The organism is Endozoicomonas sp. ALD068 (genome assembly GCF_049310145.1).
Taxonomy (GTDB): domain Bacteria; phylum Pseudomonadota; class Gammaproteobacteria; order Pseudomonadales; family Endozoicomonadaceae; genus Endozoicomonas_A.
Genome location: NZ_JBLYNU010000004.1, coordinates 6,798,569 through 6,816,543, shown reverse-complemented (window position 1 = coordinate 6,816,543; position 17,975 = coordinate 6,798,569). Strand labels below are relative to the sequence as shown.

Here is a 17,975-nt window from a genome sequence, read left to right as displayed (position 1 = left end):
TGGGAAGTATGGGAAACAGTTCTGATATGCACCTGTTATACTAACCAAAACACTGAATAAGTAGGTATTAGCATGAGCAAAAGTAAAACCACAGTGACCATTGATGACGAGGTGTTAGAGAAGGCTCGTGAGTTGAACATTAATATTTCTTCTGCCGCCGAACAAGGCGTTAAGGCTGAAGTCAGAAGTTTGGAGGAAGAGCGTTTGAAGAAACTTTACAAGGAAGCCATGGAAGAAATTGAACAAGTCATTAAAGAAGATGGTTTGTTCAGTGATGGCATGAGGACATTCTAAATGACACAGTTCGATGTGTGTTTGAACACCGCCGATAATGCAGACAAGTATCCTTATGTTGTAGTGCTTCAGTCGAGTTTAATTCAGTTCGACGACCAATCGGTTGTTGCTCCTCTAAGCCGCAGTCACCGTTACAAAAAAGCATTGCAGGTATGCCCCCAAACTGTTGTGGACGATGAAGAATGGATGCTGGTTATTCCGCAGCTGGCATCTATTCCCAATCACTTCATCGGCAAAAAAGTGGCCAGTATGCAGGAGCAGCGTAGTGATATTATTTCTGCCATAGACCGCCTGTTCACAGGCATCGGCTAACACTGACAGCAAAAACTGGGGATAGAAATAATCTATCCCCATAAGCACCATGTATAAGGCTGACAGGATCAGCAGCAGCCCGCTGAGTGTTTTCATATCTGTCCGGCCCCCCCCTCTCAATGTCTGCTATGCTGACTGCTCCTTCAACAAATGATAATGGTACGCAGTATGTCACTGGAACTTCGTGTAGAGAGACTTGAATCCCATTTTGAATCGCTGGATAACGCTGTACATCGGCTCATCGAGATTACTGGGGAAACACAGAAGATTGTGCTCGAAAACCAGCGAGAGACCCGGCTCATGTTTGAGCGGCAAGACCGAAAGATCGAGGCTTACCAGTCTGAGAACCGCAAACGTTTTGATCAGCACGACAAACGTTTTGACCAGCATGACAAACGTTTTGACCAGCATGACAAACGTTTTGACCAGCTCGACAAACGTCTTGACCAGCACGACGAACGTTTTGACCAGCTCGACAAACGTCTTGACCAGCACGACAAACGTTTTGACCAGCACGACGAACGTTTTGACAAAATAGAAAAAACTCTCGCCATCATCGTAAACCACGTTCAGAAATAACTACGCCACCCAACAACAAAATCCAGTGGATTGCCTTTTGACAACCACTGGTTTAAAGAGTGAATGGCAAGTTTGGAGTATTTCAATGAATGTTGCCCAGGGAACGGGTGTCTTTGCCAGCCAATGCACTCCTTCTCAAGCAAATTATGACACCCGGTCGGTAACTGCCTCCGGCCAGTGGACAGTCTGCGAATCAACCCGCAAGCGGCTACCCTGCCACCCCAGGGAATCAGAGCGACAAGAGCTACTGTGGGCCGCTGAGAGTGGGCTTCTGGCGTTCCGGCGAATTGAATTAACTAAAGAAGACAATTACTTTTCGGGTATAGGAGTACCAAGACCCTTTACCCTCGCCCTGCCTGAGGGGATCATGCCCACCGGGCCCGTACCACAAAGGTATGGTAAATGGATGGTAGGCATTGTTGATCCGCAATGCCTGTATCTCTATAAACGTAACGCATCCACGAGACGGCTGCTGGCGGAGTCTGACGTAACTCCGGATACTCTGAGAGTGAAATTACTGCCTGATCTGCAATCGTTGCTCGCTAGACTTGTTGAGCATGGTGATCAGGTCTTCTGGAGAACTTATCCTCACCGTTTCACCTCGGGGCATCTGCTAGCCGACGGGACGTTCAGTTTACCCAAATTGAAGCCTGACGATGTCGCCCACTCAATTGATTACCCGGAACTGGTGCTCAGCAGCTACGGCAAAGAAGACATCAAATGCTTCTGTGTTTACAAGGATGCAGGGATAAATATTGCTGATATCCTGCAGGACAAGCGTCAGTGTGAAAAGGAATTAAAGCTTAAATCCTTGCCTCTGACTGTTTATTGCCAGCGCACAGGTTCTGTCGAGGTCTGTTTTGAAGATGAGCTGGACAGTAAACAATTGGCCAGAAATGAGCAGTCTCTTAATGATTTTGCGTTTTCACAGGGCATAGCCCCGGAGCATTTCAGGGCCCTGTTAAATCTGCTGCCAATATCTTTGCGGGCAGAGGCACTGAGTTCGGAATTAAGCGTCCCACCTAACCTGGTGCACAAAATGCAACAAGCCATCAAGCTGGTGAGTCATCCTCGTTCTTACAATTATGAGGGGCTTTTGAAATTAAAAGAAAGTGGCTTGCCAATTCACCTGGATTTTTTTTACAAAGGAAAGGTTCGATCTTTACTCGACATCTTGCTGGTTTCCGAAAGGTCCAGAAACGAAGGGTCTGGGGAGGAGCAAACCCGGCAGGAGAGAGAAGCTTGTCGCTTACTTCAGCTGCTTCTGCAGAGCGGGGCAAGGCTGGGGACTGCTATTTCAAGCATTCACGCCATGGCGGATGACATGCAAACGGTCATACCAGCGAGCACAATGAATTATATGGTGGCTGCCTTTGCTCCATTTGATTGTCTGACCCTGAAACATCTGCGCAGAATATCTTTAATCCATTGCCCGGGCAGCGTCGTTGAATTTCACCGAATCTGTCGGGCTCAAACTCAAAAGCAACTTCAGAAATGCATGAAAGAGGTACTCTATGATGTCTGTTTACACTCTCGCCCCCTCAAAATTATCAGGACCCGCTTACTAGCCCTCTTTCATTATACTGACCTGGACTTGGAGACTCTGTATAGAGTTAAACGAACGCTGGACTGCTATTACCCCGACGGCAAGAAAGTTATTGATGATTTTTCCGTGGCGGATTATATCCAATGGGTTGAAAAACTATGGAAGCAAAGGGAAACGCATCCTTTCTACCAGAAAACGGCTGAAGAGCGAAGGTATACGGATGAATACGGGCACCTTGACGCAGGAAACGCTGTTTTCGGAGGAAGCCCAGACAGTACTGAAACAGCGAGGTATTGTCGTGGTCAGCGAGAAGCGTCCCTACTTTACCAACGATGGCTTCCCGAAAGAACGGGAAATGCTGGTGCCAAAGAAAATAACCAAGCTTGATGCTCAGGACAAACCAGCAGGAAAAGACTGACAAAATCCTTTGATCTTGCCTTAAAAATTAGCTGAGATGGAACTTTACAGCAGCCAGTTACTCTAAGGACTTCAGAATCTCTGCAAACGAGAGCAGGTAAACAATAAGTTATACAGGAGTATTAGCATGGATGTTGCCCAGACCGCTGCGAGCCCGTGCCCACCATCTCAACCCGAATCAAACTTTGACACCCGGTCGGTAACAGCCTCTGGCCAATGGACAGTCTGCGAACCGACTGGCAAACGGCTGCTGCATCATCCCAGAGAGTGTGAACGGCACAAGCTACTGCAGGCTGCCAAGAGTGGACGTCTGGCGCTCAGGCGCATTGATTTGTCCAGAGAGAGAAAATACTTTTCTGGCAAGGGAGCACCAAGACCCTTCACCCTCGCCCTTCCGGGGAGGATGATGCCTAACGCGCGCATTGGGAAAGGGTTTGGGAAATGGATGGTAGGCATTGTTGATCCACAATGCCTGTATGCTTATAAACGTAACGCGATTACCAGGAAGCTGATGGTAGAGCCTGACTTAACTCCGGATAAACTGGGAGTAAAACTACTGCCTCATCTACAATCTTTGCTCGATAGACGTCTTGAGCGTGGCGATCAGGTCATCTGGAGAGTTTATCCTCGTTTCACCTCGGGGCATCTGCAAGCGAATGGGACGTTCAGTTTGCCAAAGTTGAAATCTGGTCCATGTGCCCGTACAGATGATTTCCCGGAACTGTTACTCGCCCACTACAGGAAGGAAGACATCCAATGCATTTGCGTTTACAAGGATGCAAAGATGAATATATCCGATATCCTGCTGGACAAGCGTGAGTGCGAGAAGGAGTTGCAGCTTGGATCCTTGCCACTGGTCGTTTATTGCCACCGCACAGGCTCTGTTCAGGTCTATTTTGACGATGAGCTGCACAGTGAACACTTGGCCAGCAATGAGCATTCTCTGAATGATTTTGCGTTTTCACAAGGCATAGCCTTTAAACATTTCAGAGCCCTGTTAAATCTGCTGCCAATGCCTTTGCGAGCGAAAGCACTGAGTTCATCAGAATTAACCATTCCTCCGAATCTTGTGCATAAACTGGAAGAAGCCATCAAGCTGTTGATTAATCCCTCTTGTTACAGTTACCAGCAGCTTCTGGCATTGAAACTCAGTGGTCTGCCTCTTAAGTCCCCCTTTTTTTTCCGTACGGCGGGAATCAGATCTTTGCTTGATCTTCTCCTGCATAGTGAAATATTCAGACACAATGAGCTTCAGGAACAGCAAATCAGGGAGCAGCAGGAGAAAGAAGCTTGCCGGTTATTTCAGCTGCTTTTGCAGAGCGGGACAAGGCTGACTGAATTTGGTGTGAAGCTCATCAGCCGCATGGAATATGAGGATGAATCTGCAATGCCAGCGGGCCTATTCAATTGTCTGGTGGCTGCTTATGCTCCATTTGACTTCCTGAACCTGGAACATCTCAGTCAGTTACCTTTAATCGGTTGCCCGGGGAGCATCGTTGAATTTGACCGAATCTGTCGGGGCAACAGTCAACTGCAAAATCAGGCCTGTTTGAAAGAGGTATCACTTTGTACAAAAACCAGGCTGGGTCTGCCCCTCGAACATATTCAGTCCCACTTATTGGCTTTGTTTCGTTATGAGGCTATCCCGGACGAAGACTTTCTGAATGATCTTGCAGAGGATCTGGAGTATTACTGCTACGACGGCAATGAGACTATTGCTGATTTGTCCGTGGCTGATTACATCAAATGGCTTGAAAGTCTGTGGAAGCAACGGGAAACCTATCCTTTGTATCAGAATTGGCCAAAGCATGTCCTGCAAGCTCAGGAGGACATCAGCAATCTGAAACAATCACTGAGCCTGGACGCTTCTCACAACCAGGCAACACCATTGACAACCGAAACACCAAAGGCATTACAGTTTGTGGTGGACGCCTTCAGCAAACCACCAGTCCTGCCTGACAATGTCGGCGATAATGAAACAACCATCCTGAAAGTATTGCAACATTATTACCGCCGTCCCGGACCACAACGAGTCATCAAGAGCCTTGGCAGTCAGACCATGCCAACCATGTGGAAACCAGAGCACAGTTGCAGTCATGTCCTGCGGGCCAGAAATAATGGGCACTGGTATATGGAACTGCTGGAGAAATTTCAGCAATGTTCCCTGAAACCGGATGAAAAAGAACTCCTGTCTCTGGCCATTATCTACCATGACGCGGCTGCCGAAGATGTTGACAAATCAGTGGAAGAATCAACGTCAGCTGAGTATTTCAAACGGGACCTGACAGGACACTACCCTGAACAGCTACTGAAGGATATGGCACTGGCGATGACCAGCAAGGAAAACGATGTCATGGGCGGCGATCAGCAGAACCTGTCTGAGTCCGTGCGCTGGTATCTGCGCATACTACGTTTTGCGGATCGAATGGACGTTATCCGTGGTTGCCGGGTTGGGGCTGATTTTCCCGGATTAACAGTGGCTCGACCTTCGGGATTTGACGCCAGACTCCTTGACATACCATCGCAGCTGACCGAACAGTTTGCCTCCGATACTGACAACAAAACTGAATTCCAACGGCATCTGGAAGCCGCTATGCACGGTGCAGCCGATCTGGCCCGGGTAACCGGACTACTCCGGGATTGGCGCAAAAAAAACTACACCGAAGTTTACGGTCTGATTGGCAATGGTTCAAAGATCTCTGAAAACTTTGAATGGACCACTGAGCCAGTGCAGAGAATGAACCAGTTTATTGATGACAATGTCCGGCGCAAAATCGCTCAGGAGGCCGGAATCATTGTCTGTTCAGACCCAGGCCACCAGGCCTGCAAGGCTGATCAAAGTAAAGGGATCACTTATGGCATTCATAACAGCTGGTATGACCTGAGGCAGGTGGCGATTCCGGCCGGAATGACGCTGCTGGAAAAGATGCAGTACGAACATGACCCGTCGCTGCTGAGCCCGGCAACACAACAGGCAATAGAGCAAGAGGTACAACGGCTGAGTGGCGAAGGTATACAGATGAACCTGGGCACCTTGACGCAGGCAACACTGCTTTCGGAGGAAGCCCGGGGAGTACTGAAACAGCGAGGTATTGCCGTGGTCAGCGAGAAACGCCCCTACTTTACCTATGACGAACTCCCGAAAGAATGGGAAATGCTGGTGCCAGAGAAGAAGGCAAAGCTTGATTGAGAGTACGACTGCATGGATGCGCAGTTGCCGTGCAGGACAGTCTTAAGTGCCAGCAGCATGCCGGGAAGTCTGCTGCTGGCAGCCGGTCTGGAAGAAGGTTAAGGGTCACGCCCAGTTACCATATTTACTGCCGAACCGAAAGTTGAAATCGTCCAGGTATTTTATCCGTTCTTTCAAGTATTTTCTCTTCTTCGCTTCGTTGCTGAGTTCCTTTCCTTTTTGCGCCTTTGCTGCCTCGTCATGTTGGGCTTCATCAGCCTGATCACTGGTATGAGTGTCTGTAGCTGGCTCAAGCATTTCCAACTGAGCCCTTGATTGTCTGCGCAGGTCAGAAAATCCATGGACAAGGTTTGAAAATATGACTTGGCGATCAACTTCATGCATAAACATTTTTTCTAAATGTTGCGATAGGTATTTTTCTATGGCGAGAAGCAATTCTTGAAATAATTGAGGGTTTTCATTTCCCGGGTTTTCTTTTGCATCAGTGATTACCTTTTTGAATACATCAAATAATTTCTGTTCTTTCCCTTCAGAGTCAGTAATGGTCTGATCCCAATTTGATTGGCTGAAATAGCTCGACATGTTGTCTATAAGTTCGTCAGCGTCTTGTATCTTGAATCGGTCAAGAATAAGGCTTATGGCATTCATCAAAGTGGTAAACTGATTATTCGAGGCAATGATTACAGGTCTGTTTTCAGCCTGTTCTTTTATCACTTCTAACGTTCGTTCAGTTGAACTTATAGTACGCTCGTAAAACGGTATTTCGTACATATCAAGGCAACGGTTGAGCAGAGAGGATGCGTATTCTAGCGTTGGATCTGGGGGTTCCTCGAATTTCTCGAATTTTAGAATTCCTGAGGGGTTCAATATTCGCCGGAAAAGACTGAGTGTTCTTTCTGAGGGGGTTGCGATTCGTTGCAAATGCTCAAGGAGCTCTTCAGTTTCCATGGGGATCTCCAGACGTTGCAAATATCTAAAGAGATTTATGGATTCTGAGGGGGCCCACAGTCGTCGCAAAAGCCTGAGGCGCATTTTTTGCAACAACTTCAGTCCAGAGAAGACGGATGCAGATTCTTTAACATTTCCCATTATTAAGTGACTTTCTATGGGTTCTTTTGTACCTAACAGCTCTCCTTTTCTGGCCTCGAGCCTCTCGATACCCGACAAGCCAGTGGCATACAGCAGGAATGAGTCAAAAAAATCATAAGCCTCCTGGGATGCTCCTCTTGAATGGATGGCCGCATAGTAACTCACCAGTAACCTTGCCAGGCTCTCCCGATCTTCTGGTTTGGTCAAATCGACAGGCGATTCAGTACCCTGGATAGAAGACAGAACTTCCATCATCTTTTCCTGGTCTGGGTCAGGCTCAATGTTGAGTGTTTGCTTCACTTGCTCAATCATGTCTGCAATGGTCAGGTTGCCACTGTCGGAGGCTTCCGGGAGCCAGGCCAACAGAGTGTTCAGGGTGTCTTGGTAAAGGCCGGTATCCAGCCCCTGGATAATGGCAGTAATTTGTGCATGGGACATTGGCGGGAGCGGAATGGTCATTAAAGGCTGCAGCTGTTGTGCCCCGGCTCCCTCTGGTTCTTCTGAATGCTCACTCTTTTTTTCGCCCTGCTCATTGTTATGGTTCATGGCGAAAATAAGATGGGTTGCATTTGGGTCGAGAGCAAAAGGAGCAGTTAACCCCATGAAAGCATTATGGTTAATCAAGTCGTCCAGGAAGTTAGTCTCTTTTGTTGTTTTATCTCCGGCAAGCACCTCCACAACTGGCGTTGGTAAAGGGTTTTTTGCCAGCAGTTTAGAACAGGGGCAAGCTATAGCGGTGAGGTTAAGGGCTGTGACAATCCAGTGTTTAACCTTGCCACGATAAAAAAATGTCATTCGCTTTGCTGTCTCAGGGAATCGGGAAATGGAGTGATTCATAAATACCCACCTTCTCCGGTTTATGAATGCCCAGATAAGATAGTCCACGGTTTGCAGCAGTGCTTAACTATCAGTGCCCGGGCACAGGGCGGACACCTGAAAGTAGATTTCCCTTGTTCTCGCTATGAAAATGCAGGATCGCCAAGGCAGGATTAAGGCCCAAATCTTCAGCGCAATAGGGAGTTAGAAAGCACGACTGGTATGAAATGGAACTTTTTACCGGCCAGTTACTCTAACGACGACAGAATCCCCAATCGAAAGCAGGTAAATAATAAGTTTTAAAGGAGTACTACCATGGATGTCGCCCAAACCTCAGCGACCCCGTGCCCAGCACCTCAACCCGAATCAAACTTTGACACCCGGTCGGTAACAACCTCTCGCCAATGGACAGTCTGCGAAGCGACTGGCAAACGGCTACCGCATCATCCCAGGGAGTGCGAACGACAAAAGCTACTGCGAGCTGCTGAGAGTGGGTGCCTGGCATTACGGCGCATTAAATTGACGGATGAAATAGATTACTTTTCGGGTAAGGGAGTACCAAGACCCTTCACCCTCGCCCTGCCGGGGCGGATGATGCCTACCAGGCGCATATCGAGAGGCTTTAGTCACTGGATGGTGGGCATTGTTGATCCAAAATGCCTGTACGTCTATAAACGTGATGCAGGGACTGAAAGGCTGAAGGAGAAGCATGGTTTCAGTCCGGATTCACTGCAAGTAAAACTGCTGCCTAACCTGCAATCTGTGCTTAGTAGACGTCTTGAGTTTAGCGATCAAGTCATCTGGAGAGTTTATCCTCGTTTCACCTCGGGGCACCTGCAAGCGGATGGGACGTTCAGTTTGCCAAAATTGAAACCCCGCGAAAAGATTTTCTCACTGGATTACCCAGAACTGGTGCTCGCCAAATACGCTAAAGAAGACATCAAATGCTTGTGTGTTTACAAGGATGCAGAGATGAATATATCCGATATCCTTCTGGAAAAGCGTGAGTGTGAAAAGGAATTGCAGCTTAAACCCTTGCCACTGGTCGTTTATTGCCACGAAACAGGTTCTGTTGAGGTCTATTTTGACGATGAGCTGGACAGTAAACACCTGGCCAGAAATGAGCATTCTCTGAATGATTTTGCGTTTTTAAGGGGCGTAGCCTCAGAAAATTTCAGAGCCGTGTTAAATCTGCTGCCAATGTCTTTGCGGGCGGAGGCACTGAGTTCAGAATTAAACATCCCACCGGATCTTGTCCACAATCTGCAAGAAGCCATCAAGCTGCTGAGTAATCCCTATTGTTACAGTTACGAGCGGCTTCTGGAATTAAAACGTAATGGATTGCCGGTTGAGCAGCCTTTTTTTCACATCGCGGGTATTAGATCTTTGCTTGATTTTCTCATGCACAGCGAAATATTCAGACACAATGATGTTCAGGAACAGCAAATCAGGAAGCAGCAGGAGGAAGAAGCTTACCGATGTTTTCAGCTGCTCTTGCAGAGCGGGACAAGGCTGACTGAATTTGGTCTGGAACTCATCAGCGATATGGCATCCAGGAATGAATCTGCAATGCCAGTGGGCATATTCAATTGTCTGGTGGCTGGTTATGCTCCATTTGACTTCCTGAACCTGCAACATCTCTGTCGATTACCTTTAATCAGTTGCTCGGGGAGCATCGTTGAATTTGACCGAATCTGTCGGGGCAACAGTCAACTGCAAAATCAGGCCTGTTTGAACAGGGCATCACTTTATGTGACAACCAGGCTGGCTCCAACCCTCGAAGATATTCAGTCCCACTTATTGGCCTTGTTTCATTATAAGGCTATCCCGGACCAAGACTTTCTGAATGATCTTAAAGACGATATGGAGTGGCTTTACCCTAAAGACAAGAAGGTTATTGGTGATTTTTCCATGGCTGATTACATCGAATGGATTGAAAATCTGTGGGAGCAACGGGAAACCTATCCTCTCTACCGGAATTGGCCAAAGCGTGTCCGGCAGGCTCAGGAGGAGATCAGGAATCTGAAGCAATCACTCGCTCCGGACGCTTCTCACAACCAGGCAACAGTATTGGCAACCGAGAGAAGCAAGGCATTACAGTTTGTGGTGGACGCCTTCAGCAAAGCGCCGGTCCTGCCTGAAAATGTCGGCGATAATGAAGCAACCATCGTGAAAGTATTGCAGCATTATTACCGCCGACCAGGACCGGAACGAGTCATCAAGAGCCTCACAAAGTTCATGCCAGCAGTGTGGAAACCACTGCACAGTTGCAGTCATGTCCTGAGAGCCAGGAATAATGGGCACTGGTATATGGAATTGCTGGAGAAATTTCAGCAGTGTTCCCTGAAACCGGATGAAAAAGAACTCCTGTCTCTGGCCATTATCTACCATGACGCGGCTGCCGAAGATGTTGACAAATCAATGGAAGAATCAGCGTCAGCTGATTACTTCAAACGGGACCTGACAGGGCACTACCCTGAACAGCTACTGAAGGATATGGCACTGGCGATGACCAGCAAGGAAAACGATGTCATGGGCGGCGATCAGCAAAACCTGTCTGAGTCCGTGCGCTGGTATCTGCGCATATTACGCTTTGCGGATCGAATGGACGTTATCCGTGGTTGCGGGGTTGGGACTGATTTTCCCGGATTAACGGTGGCTCGACCTTTGGGATTTGACGCCAGACGTCTTGACATACCATCGCAGCTGACCGAACAGTTTACCTCCGACACTGACAACAAAACTGAATTCCAACGGCATCTGGAAGCCGCCATGCACGGTGCGGCTGATCTGGCGCAGGTAACCGGACCACTGCGAGATCAGCGCAAAAAAAACTACTCCCACGTCTACGGTCTGATTGGCAATGGTTCAGAGATCTCTGAAAACTTTGAATGGACAACTGAGCCAGTGCAGAGAATGAACCGGTATATTGACGACAATGTTCGGCGCAAAATCGCTCAGGAGGCCGGAATTATTGTCTGTTCAGACGGCAAACACCGAACCTGCAAGGCGGATCAAAACAATGGGATCACTTATGGTATTCATAACAGCTGGTATGATCTCCAGCAGGTAGCGATTCCGGCCGAAATGACACTGCTGGAAAAGATGCAGTACGAACATGACCCGTCGCTGCTGAGTCCGGCCACACAACAGGCAATAGAGCAAGAAGTGCAGCGACTGAAGAGCGAAGGTATACGGATGAATACGGGCACCTTGACGCAGAAAACACTACATTCGGAGGGAGCCCGAGGAGTACTGAAACAGCGAGGTATTGCCGTGATCAGCGAGAAGCGTCCCTACCTTAACAACGATGGCTTCCGGAAAGAATGGGAAATGCTGGTGCCAAAGAAAATAGTGAAGCTTGATCCTCAGCAGGAAAAGAACGATAAAATCCTTTGATCTTTCTGTGATAATGCCACTATGAACATGGAACTTTTCGCCAGCCAGTGACTCTAAATTACTGTAAACCCCCATATGGAAGTGGGTAGGTAATTTGTTTTTGCAGGAGTATTACCATGGATGTTGCCCAGGGAACGGGGACCTCTGCGAGCCCATACCCTCCCTCTCAATCAAAGTTTGACACCCCGTCGGTAAAAGCCTCAGGCCGATGGGCATTGCGCAAATCGACCAGCAAGCTGCTACCCAATGATCGCCGGGAGTCTGCTCGACAAGAGCTACTTCACGCTGCTGAGAGTGGACGCCTGGCGTTTCGCCGAATTGAATTGACTGAAGAAAAAAATAACTTTTCAGGTAAGGGGGCACCAAGGCCCTTCACCCTCGCCCTGCCGGGGAAGATGGCGCCCACTGGGACCGTATCAGAAAGATGCGGTAGATGGATGGTAGGCGTTGTTAATCCTCAATGCCTGCATATCTACAAACGTGATGCTAACACCCAGCAACTGGCGTGGGGCACTGGCCCAAATCAACTGGGTGTAAAGCAACTGCCTGATCTGCAATCATTGCACGATAGACTTCTTGAGCGTGCTGATAAGATTGTCTGGGGAGTTTATCCTCGTTTCACCTCGGGACATCTGCAAGCGGACGGAACGTTCAGTTTACCAAAATTGAAACTCGGCGATGGCACCTTCTCAGCTGATTACCCGGAACTGGTGCTCACCAAATATGGCAAAGAAGACATCAAATGCTTTTGTGTATACAACGATGCTCAGATAAATATTGCCGATATCCTGCTGGACAAGCATCAATGTGAAAAGGAATTTCAGCTTGACCCCCTGCCCCTGGTTGTTTATTGCCACCGCACTGGTTCTGTACAGGTCTATTTTGATGATGAGCTGGACAGTAAACGCCTGGCCAGAAATGAGCACTCTCTGAATGATTTTGCGTTTTCACTGTGCCTGGCCCCAGAACATTTCAGAGCCCTGTTAAACCTGCTGCCAATGTCTTCGCGTGCAGTGGCGCTGAGTTCAAAATTAACCGACTCAACGAAGGTTATGGGTAAATTGCAACAGGCCATCAAGCTGGTGAGGAATCCCCGTTTTTACAGTTACGAGAAACTTCTGAAATTAAAACAAAGTGGCTTGCCAATTCACCAGAGTTTTATTCATCACGGAAGTGTTCGATCTTTGCTGGACATGTTGCTGCTTTCCGAAGCGTGCAGAAACTCTGAGCCAGAGCATGAGCAAACCGGGGAGCAGGAAAAAGAAGCTTGTCGCTTACTCAAGCTGCTTCTGCAAAGTGGTGCAGGGCTGGAAAGAACTGTTATTCAACACATTGCCTCTATGGGAAGTGCCTTACAACCGGTAATGCCGACGGGTGTCATAAATTATTTGGTGGCTGCCTTTGCTCCATTTGATTTTCTGACCCTGAAGCATCTCAGCAGAATACCTTTAACCGGTTGCCCGGGGAGTGTTGTTGAATTTGACCGAATCTGTAAGGGTCTCGGTCAAGAGCAACTTAAGCAATATATGAAAGAGGTTATATCTGATGCGCCTTCATACTCAAACCTCGACATGCACAGGCAACGCTTACTGGCCCTCTTTCGTTACGGTGATTGCCCCGACAAAAAAATTCTGCTCAGGCTCAAAGGAAGTCTGGAATGGTCTCACCCAGAGGGTAAGAAGGTTATTGATGATTTTTCTGTGGCTGATTATATCCAATGGGTTGATGAACTATGGAAGCATCGGGAAACACATCCTTTCTACCAGAATTGGTCAAAGCATGTCCAGCAGGCTAAGCAGGACATCCGGGAACTGAAACGATCTCTGGATCCGGGCAATTCTCACAATCTGGCTACCCCATCAGCAGCCATAACATCAAAAGCATTGCGGTTTATGGTGGACGCCTTCAACAGGCCGCCGGTCATGCCAGATCATACCGGCGATAATGAAAAAACCATCCTGAAGGTATTGCAGCATTATTACCGCCGTCCGGGACCGGAGCGGGTAATCCAGAGCCTTCACAGAAAAACCATGCCAACAGTGTGGAAACCGCTGCACAGCTGCAGTCATGTCCTGCGGGCCAGAAATAATGGGCACTGGTATATGGAATTGCTGAACAAATTTCAGCAGCGTTACTTTAGCGAAGAAGAAAAAGAACTCCTGTCGCTGGCGATTATCTACCACGATGCGGCTGCCGAAGATGTCGACAAAACAGAAGAGGAAACAAGTTCAGCAGAATATTTCAAACGGGACCTGACCGGACGCTACCCTGCCCCCCTGCTGGCTGATATGGCAGAGGCAATGATCAACAAGGAAAACGATGTTAAGGGTAAAGACCAGCAGAACCTGTCTGTGTCAGTGCGTTGGTATCTGCGCATATTACGCTTTGCGGATCGCACGGACGTTATCCGTGGTTGCGGGGTTGGGGCTGATTTTCCCGGATTAACGGCGACTCGAACCCGGGGTTTTAACGCTGGACTTCTTGACTTACCAACGCAGCTGACTGAAGACTTTACCTCCGGGCCTGACAACAAGAGTGAATTCCAACGTCATCTGGAAGCCGCCATGCATGGTGCGGCTGATCTGGCGCGGGTAACCGGGCGACTTCACGATCAGCGCAACAAAGATTACACCAAAGTCTACGGTCTGATTGGCAATGGCTCCAAGATCTCTGAAAACTTTGAGTGGACAACCGAGCCAGTGCAGAGAATGGACCAGTTTATTGACGACAACGTTCGCCGCAAAATAGCTAAGGAGGCGGGAATTGTCGTCTGTTCAGATCCCAGCCACCAAGCCTGCAAGGCTGATCAGAATAAAGGGATCACCTATGGCATTCATAACAGCGGGTATGATCTGGCGCAGGTGAAGATTCCGGCCGAAATGACGCTGTTGGAAAAGATGCAGTACGAACATGACCCGTCGCTGCTGAGCCCGGCAACACAACAGGCAATAGAGCGAGAGGTGCAGCGGCTGAAGAGCGAAGGTATACGGATGAATCCGGGCACCTTGACCCAGGAAACGCTGACTTCGGAGGAAGCCCGAAAAGTGCTGAAGGAGCGAGGTATTGCGGTGGTCAGCGAGCAGCATCCCTACTTTACCAGGGATGGCCTGCCGGGAAAACGGGAAATGCTGGTGCCAAAGAAGATGGCGGTACCTGATGCTCAGAGTACGCCAGCAGAGGAAGTAGATCCATATGGAAGTGAGCAGGTAGTAAGTTATACAGGAGTATTACCATGAACGTTGCCCAGGGAACGGGAACCTCTGCGAGCTTCTACCCTCCCCCTCAACCAAAGCTTGACACCCGGTCGGTAACAGCCTCTGGTCAATGGACTGTCTGCGAATCGACCAGCAGGCTGCTTCACCCCGGAGAGTCTGAGCGACAGAAGCTACTGCAGGCCGCTGAGACTGGGCGTCTGGCGTTCCGGCGAATTGAGTTGACCAAAGAAAACGATTACTTTTCGGGTAAGGGGGCACCAAGACCCTTCACCCTCGCCCTGCCGGGAGAGATGATGCCCACCGGGCGCGTGCCAGAAGATTATGGTGAATGGATGGTGGGCATTGTTGATCCACAATGCCTGTACGTTTATAAACGTGACGCAGGGACCAGAAAACTGCTGCTAGAGCCTGACTTAACTCCGGAAACACTGTCAGTGAAATTGCTGCCTCATCTGCAATCATTGCTTAACAGGTGTCTTGAACGTGGCAATCAAATCTTCTGGAGAGTTTATCCTCTTCGTTTCACCTCGGGGTGTCTGCGAGCGGACGGGACGTTCAGTTTACCTAAATTGAAGCCCGACGATACTACCCGCTCAGATGATTTCCCGGAACTGGTGCTTGGCAAATATGGTAAAGAAGACATCAAATGCTTCTTTGCTTACAACGATGCACAGATAAATATTTCCGACATCCTGAGGGACAGGTCTCAGTGTGAAAAGGTATTGAAGATTAAAAACTTGCCTCTGGTCGTTTATTGCCACCGCACAGGCTCTGTACAGGTCTATTTTGATGACGAGCTGAACAGTGTAAACCTGAACACGAATGAGCGTGCTCTGAATGATTTTGCGTTTTCACAGGGCTTAGCCCCAGACCATTTCAGAGACATGTTGAATCTGCTGCCAATGTCGCTGCGAGCAAAAGCACTGAGTTCGGAGTTAACCGTCTCATCGGATGTAAGGCATAAACTGCAACAGGCCATCAAATTAGTCAGTGATCCCTGTCATTACAGTTATGAAAAGCTTCTGGAATTAAAACAAAGTGGCTTGCCGATTCACCAGCGTTTTTTCCATGAAGGATTTGTTGATTCTTTGCTTGACCTGTTGCTGTTTTCCGAAATAGACAGAAACCGTGAGCCAGAGCATGAGCAAACCCGGAAACAGGAGGAAGAAGCTTGTCGCTTACTTCACCTGCTTCTGCAGAGCGGGGCAAAGCTGGGAACTGCTGCTTCCGAAATTGACAACATGAACAATAGCTCAGAACCGGTAATGCCAGTGGGCGTAATGAATTATCTGGTGGCTGCTTTTGCTCCATTTGATTTTCTGACCCTGGAACATCTCAGCAGAATACCTTTAACCGGTTGCCCGGGAATCGTCGTTGAATTTGACCGAATCTGTCGGGGTTACAGTCTAGGGCAACTAAAGCAGTGTATGAAAGAGGTATTATCTGATGTGTTTGTCGACTCTATATCGCTCGACATGATCAAGTCACGCTTGCTGGCCCTTTTTCATTATGACGTTTGCCCGGACGAAGAGATTCTGCTTGATCTTAAAGACATTCTGAAATGGTATTACCCGGACGACAGGAAAGTTATTGGTAACTTTTCCATGACTGATTATATCCAATGGATCAAAAACCTGTGGCTGCAACGGGAAACACATACTTTCTACCAGAATTGGCCAGAGCATGTCCGGCAGGCTCAGCGGGAGATCAGGGACCTCAGACAATCGCTCGGTCTGGACGATTCTGGCGCATCGGCAACAGCATTGGCAGCTCAGACACCAGCGGCATTAAAGTTTGTGGTGGACGCCTTCAGCACACCACCGGTCCTGCCAGATAATGTCGGCGATAATGAAAAAACCATCCTGAAGATATTGCAGCACTATTACCGCCGTCCTGGACCGGAACGGGTGATCCAGTGCCTGGTCAGACCAACAATGCCAGCAGTATGGAAGCCGCAGCACAGCTGCAGCCATGTCCTGCGGGCCAGGAATAATGGGCACTGGTATATGGAATTGCTGGAGAAATTTCAGCTGTGCTCCCTGAGCCCGGATGAAAAAGAACTCTTGTCTCTGGCGATTATCTACCATGATGCGGCTGCCGAAGATGTCGACAAATCAGCTGAGGAATCAAAGTCAGCTGAGTATTTCAGGCGGGACCTGACCGGACGCTATTCTGTGCAGTTGCTGGATGATATGGAACAGGTGATGACCAGCAAGGAAAACGATGTTGAGGGTAAAGACCAGCAGAACCTGCCTGACCCTTTACGCTGGTACCTGCGCATATTACGCTTTGCGGATCGAATGGACGTTATTCGTGGTTGCGGGGTTGGGGCTGATTTTCCCGGATTAACGGTGACTCAACCTCCGGGATTTGACGCCAGACGTCTTGACATACCATTGCAGCTGACCAGTCAGTTTACCTCCGAGTCTGGTAACAAAACTGAATTCCAACGTCACCTGGAAGCCGCCATGCACGGTGCGGCTGATCTGGCGCGAATAACAGGACAACTTCTGGATGAGCGCAAAAAAAACTACACCCAAGTCTACGGTCTGAACGACAATGGCTCAAAGATCTCTGAAAACTTTGAATGGACAACTGAGCCAGTGCAGAGAATGAACCAGTTTATTGACGACAATGTCCGGCGCAAAATAGCTCAGCTGGCCGGTATTATTGTCTGTTCAGACCCCAGCCACCAGGCCTGCAAGGCGGATCAGAACAAAGGGATCACTTATGGTATTCATAACAGCTGGTATGATCTTGGGCAGGTGACGATTCCGGCCGGAATGACACTGCTGGAAAAAATGCAGTACGAACATGACCCGTCACTGTTGAGCCCGGCAACACAACAGGCAATAGCGCAAGAGGTGCAGCGGCTGAAGAGCGAAGGTATACGGATGAATACAGGCACCTTGACCCAGCAAACGCTGGATTCGGAGGAAGCCCGGGAAGTGCTGAGCAAGCGTGGTATTGCCGTGCTCAGCGAGCAGCGCCCCTACTTTACCAACGATGGCTTCCCGAAAGAACGGAAAATGCTGGTGCCAGAGAAGAAATAAGACCGGAACTTTTTCCAGGTTAATCACTCTAATGATGAACGTATCCACCCTCAGGGAATTGGAGA

The 17,975-nt window shown here is 48.7% G+C and carries 9 protein-coding genes; 8 read left to right on the top strand and 1 reads right to left on the bottom strand.

What is annotated here, in order from left to right; all coding sequences use genetic code 11:
* The first annotated feature begins 72 nt into the window (after window positions 1–72).
* The 5 genes from ACO6V5_RS24615 (at window position 73) to ACO6V5_RS24595 (ending at window position 6,338) form a co-directional block, all read left to right on the top strand.
* Window positions 73–294 carry a type II toxin-antitoxin system CcdA family antitoxin gene (locus tag ACO6V5_RS24615; RefSeq protein ID WP_422135106.1) on the top strand — a complete coding sequence of 74 codons (222 nt, stop codon included), beginning with the start codon at window positions 73–75 and terminating at the stop codon, window positions 292–294.
* Entirely contained in the window at window positions 295–606 is a 312-nt protein-coding gene (locus ACO6V5_RS24610; protein ID WP_422413279.1) for a CcdB family protein, read from the top strand. It abuts the gene before it with no gap.
* 168 nt (window positions 607–774) lie between these two features.
* Window positions 775–1,185 (top strand): hypothetical protein, encoded by a 411-nt coding sequence (locus tag ACO6V5_RS24605; protein WP_422413277.1) that lies wholly within the window; start codon window positions 775–777, stop codon window positions 1,183–1,185.
* A gap of 85 nt (window positions 1,186–1,270) precedes the next feature.
* Window positions 1,271–3,118, top strand: a complete 1,848-nt coding sequence (locus tag ACO6V5_RS24600) for a hypothetical protein (RefSeq protein ID WP_422135109.1) — start codon at window positions 1,271–1,273, stop codon at window positions 3,116–3,118.
* A gap of 157 nt (window positions 3,119–3,275) precedes the next feature.
* Window positions 3,276–6,338: a hypothetical protein gene (locus ACO6V5_RS24595; protein ID WP_422413275.1), complete on the top strand. Its 3,063-nt coding sequence runs from the start codon at window positions 3,276–3,278 to the stop codon at window positions 6,336–6,338.
* A gap of 105 nt (window positions 6,339–6,443) precedes the next feature.
* On the opposite strand, the gene ACO6V5_RS24590 is transcribed toward ACO6V5_RS24595, so the two are convergent.
* Window positions 6,444–8,264 carry a hypothetical protein gene (locus ACO6V5_RS24590; protein ID WP_422413273.1) on the bottom strand — a complete coding sequence of 607 codons (1,821 nt, stop codon included), beginning with the start codon at window positions 8,262–8,264 and terminating at the stop codon, window positions 6,444–6,446.
* A gap of 294 nt (window positions 8,265–8,558) precedes the next feature.
* On the opposite strand from ACO6V5_RS24590, the gene ACO6V5_RS24585 reads away from it, so the two are divergent.
* The 3 genes from ACO6V5_RS24585 (at window position 8,559) to ACO6V5_RS24575 (ending at window position 17,910) form a co-directional block, all read left to right on the top strand.
* Window positions 8,559–11,642 carry a hypothetical protein gene (locus tag ACO6V5_RS24585; RefSeq protein ID WP_422442511.1) on the top strand — a complete coding sequence of 1,028 codons (3,084 nt, stop codon included), beginning with the start codon at window positions 8,559–8,561 and terminating at the stop codon, window positions 11,640–11,642.
* Between the two features lie 116 nt (window positions 11,643–11,758).
* Entirely contained in the window at window positions 11,759–14,878 is a 3,120-nt protein-coding gene (locus tag ACO6V5_RS24580) for a hypothetical protein (RefSeq protein ID WP_422410350.1), read from the top strand.
* Window positions 14,875–17,910 carry a hypothetical protein gene (locus ACO6V5_RS24575; RefSeq protein ID WP_422410348.1) on the top strand — a complete coding sequence of 1,012 codons (3,036 nt, stop codon included), beginning with the start codon at window positions 14,875–14,877 and terminating at the stop codon, window positions 17,908–17,910. The genes ACO6V5_RS24580 and ACO6V5_RS24575 overlap by 4 nt, the downstream gene beginning before the upstream one ends.
* Window positions 17,911–17,975 lie beyond the last annotated feature (65 nt).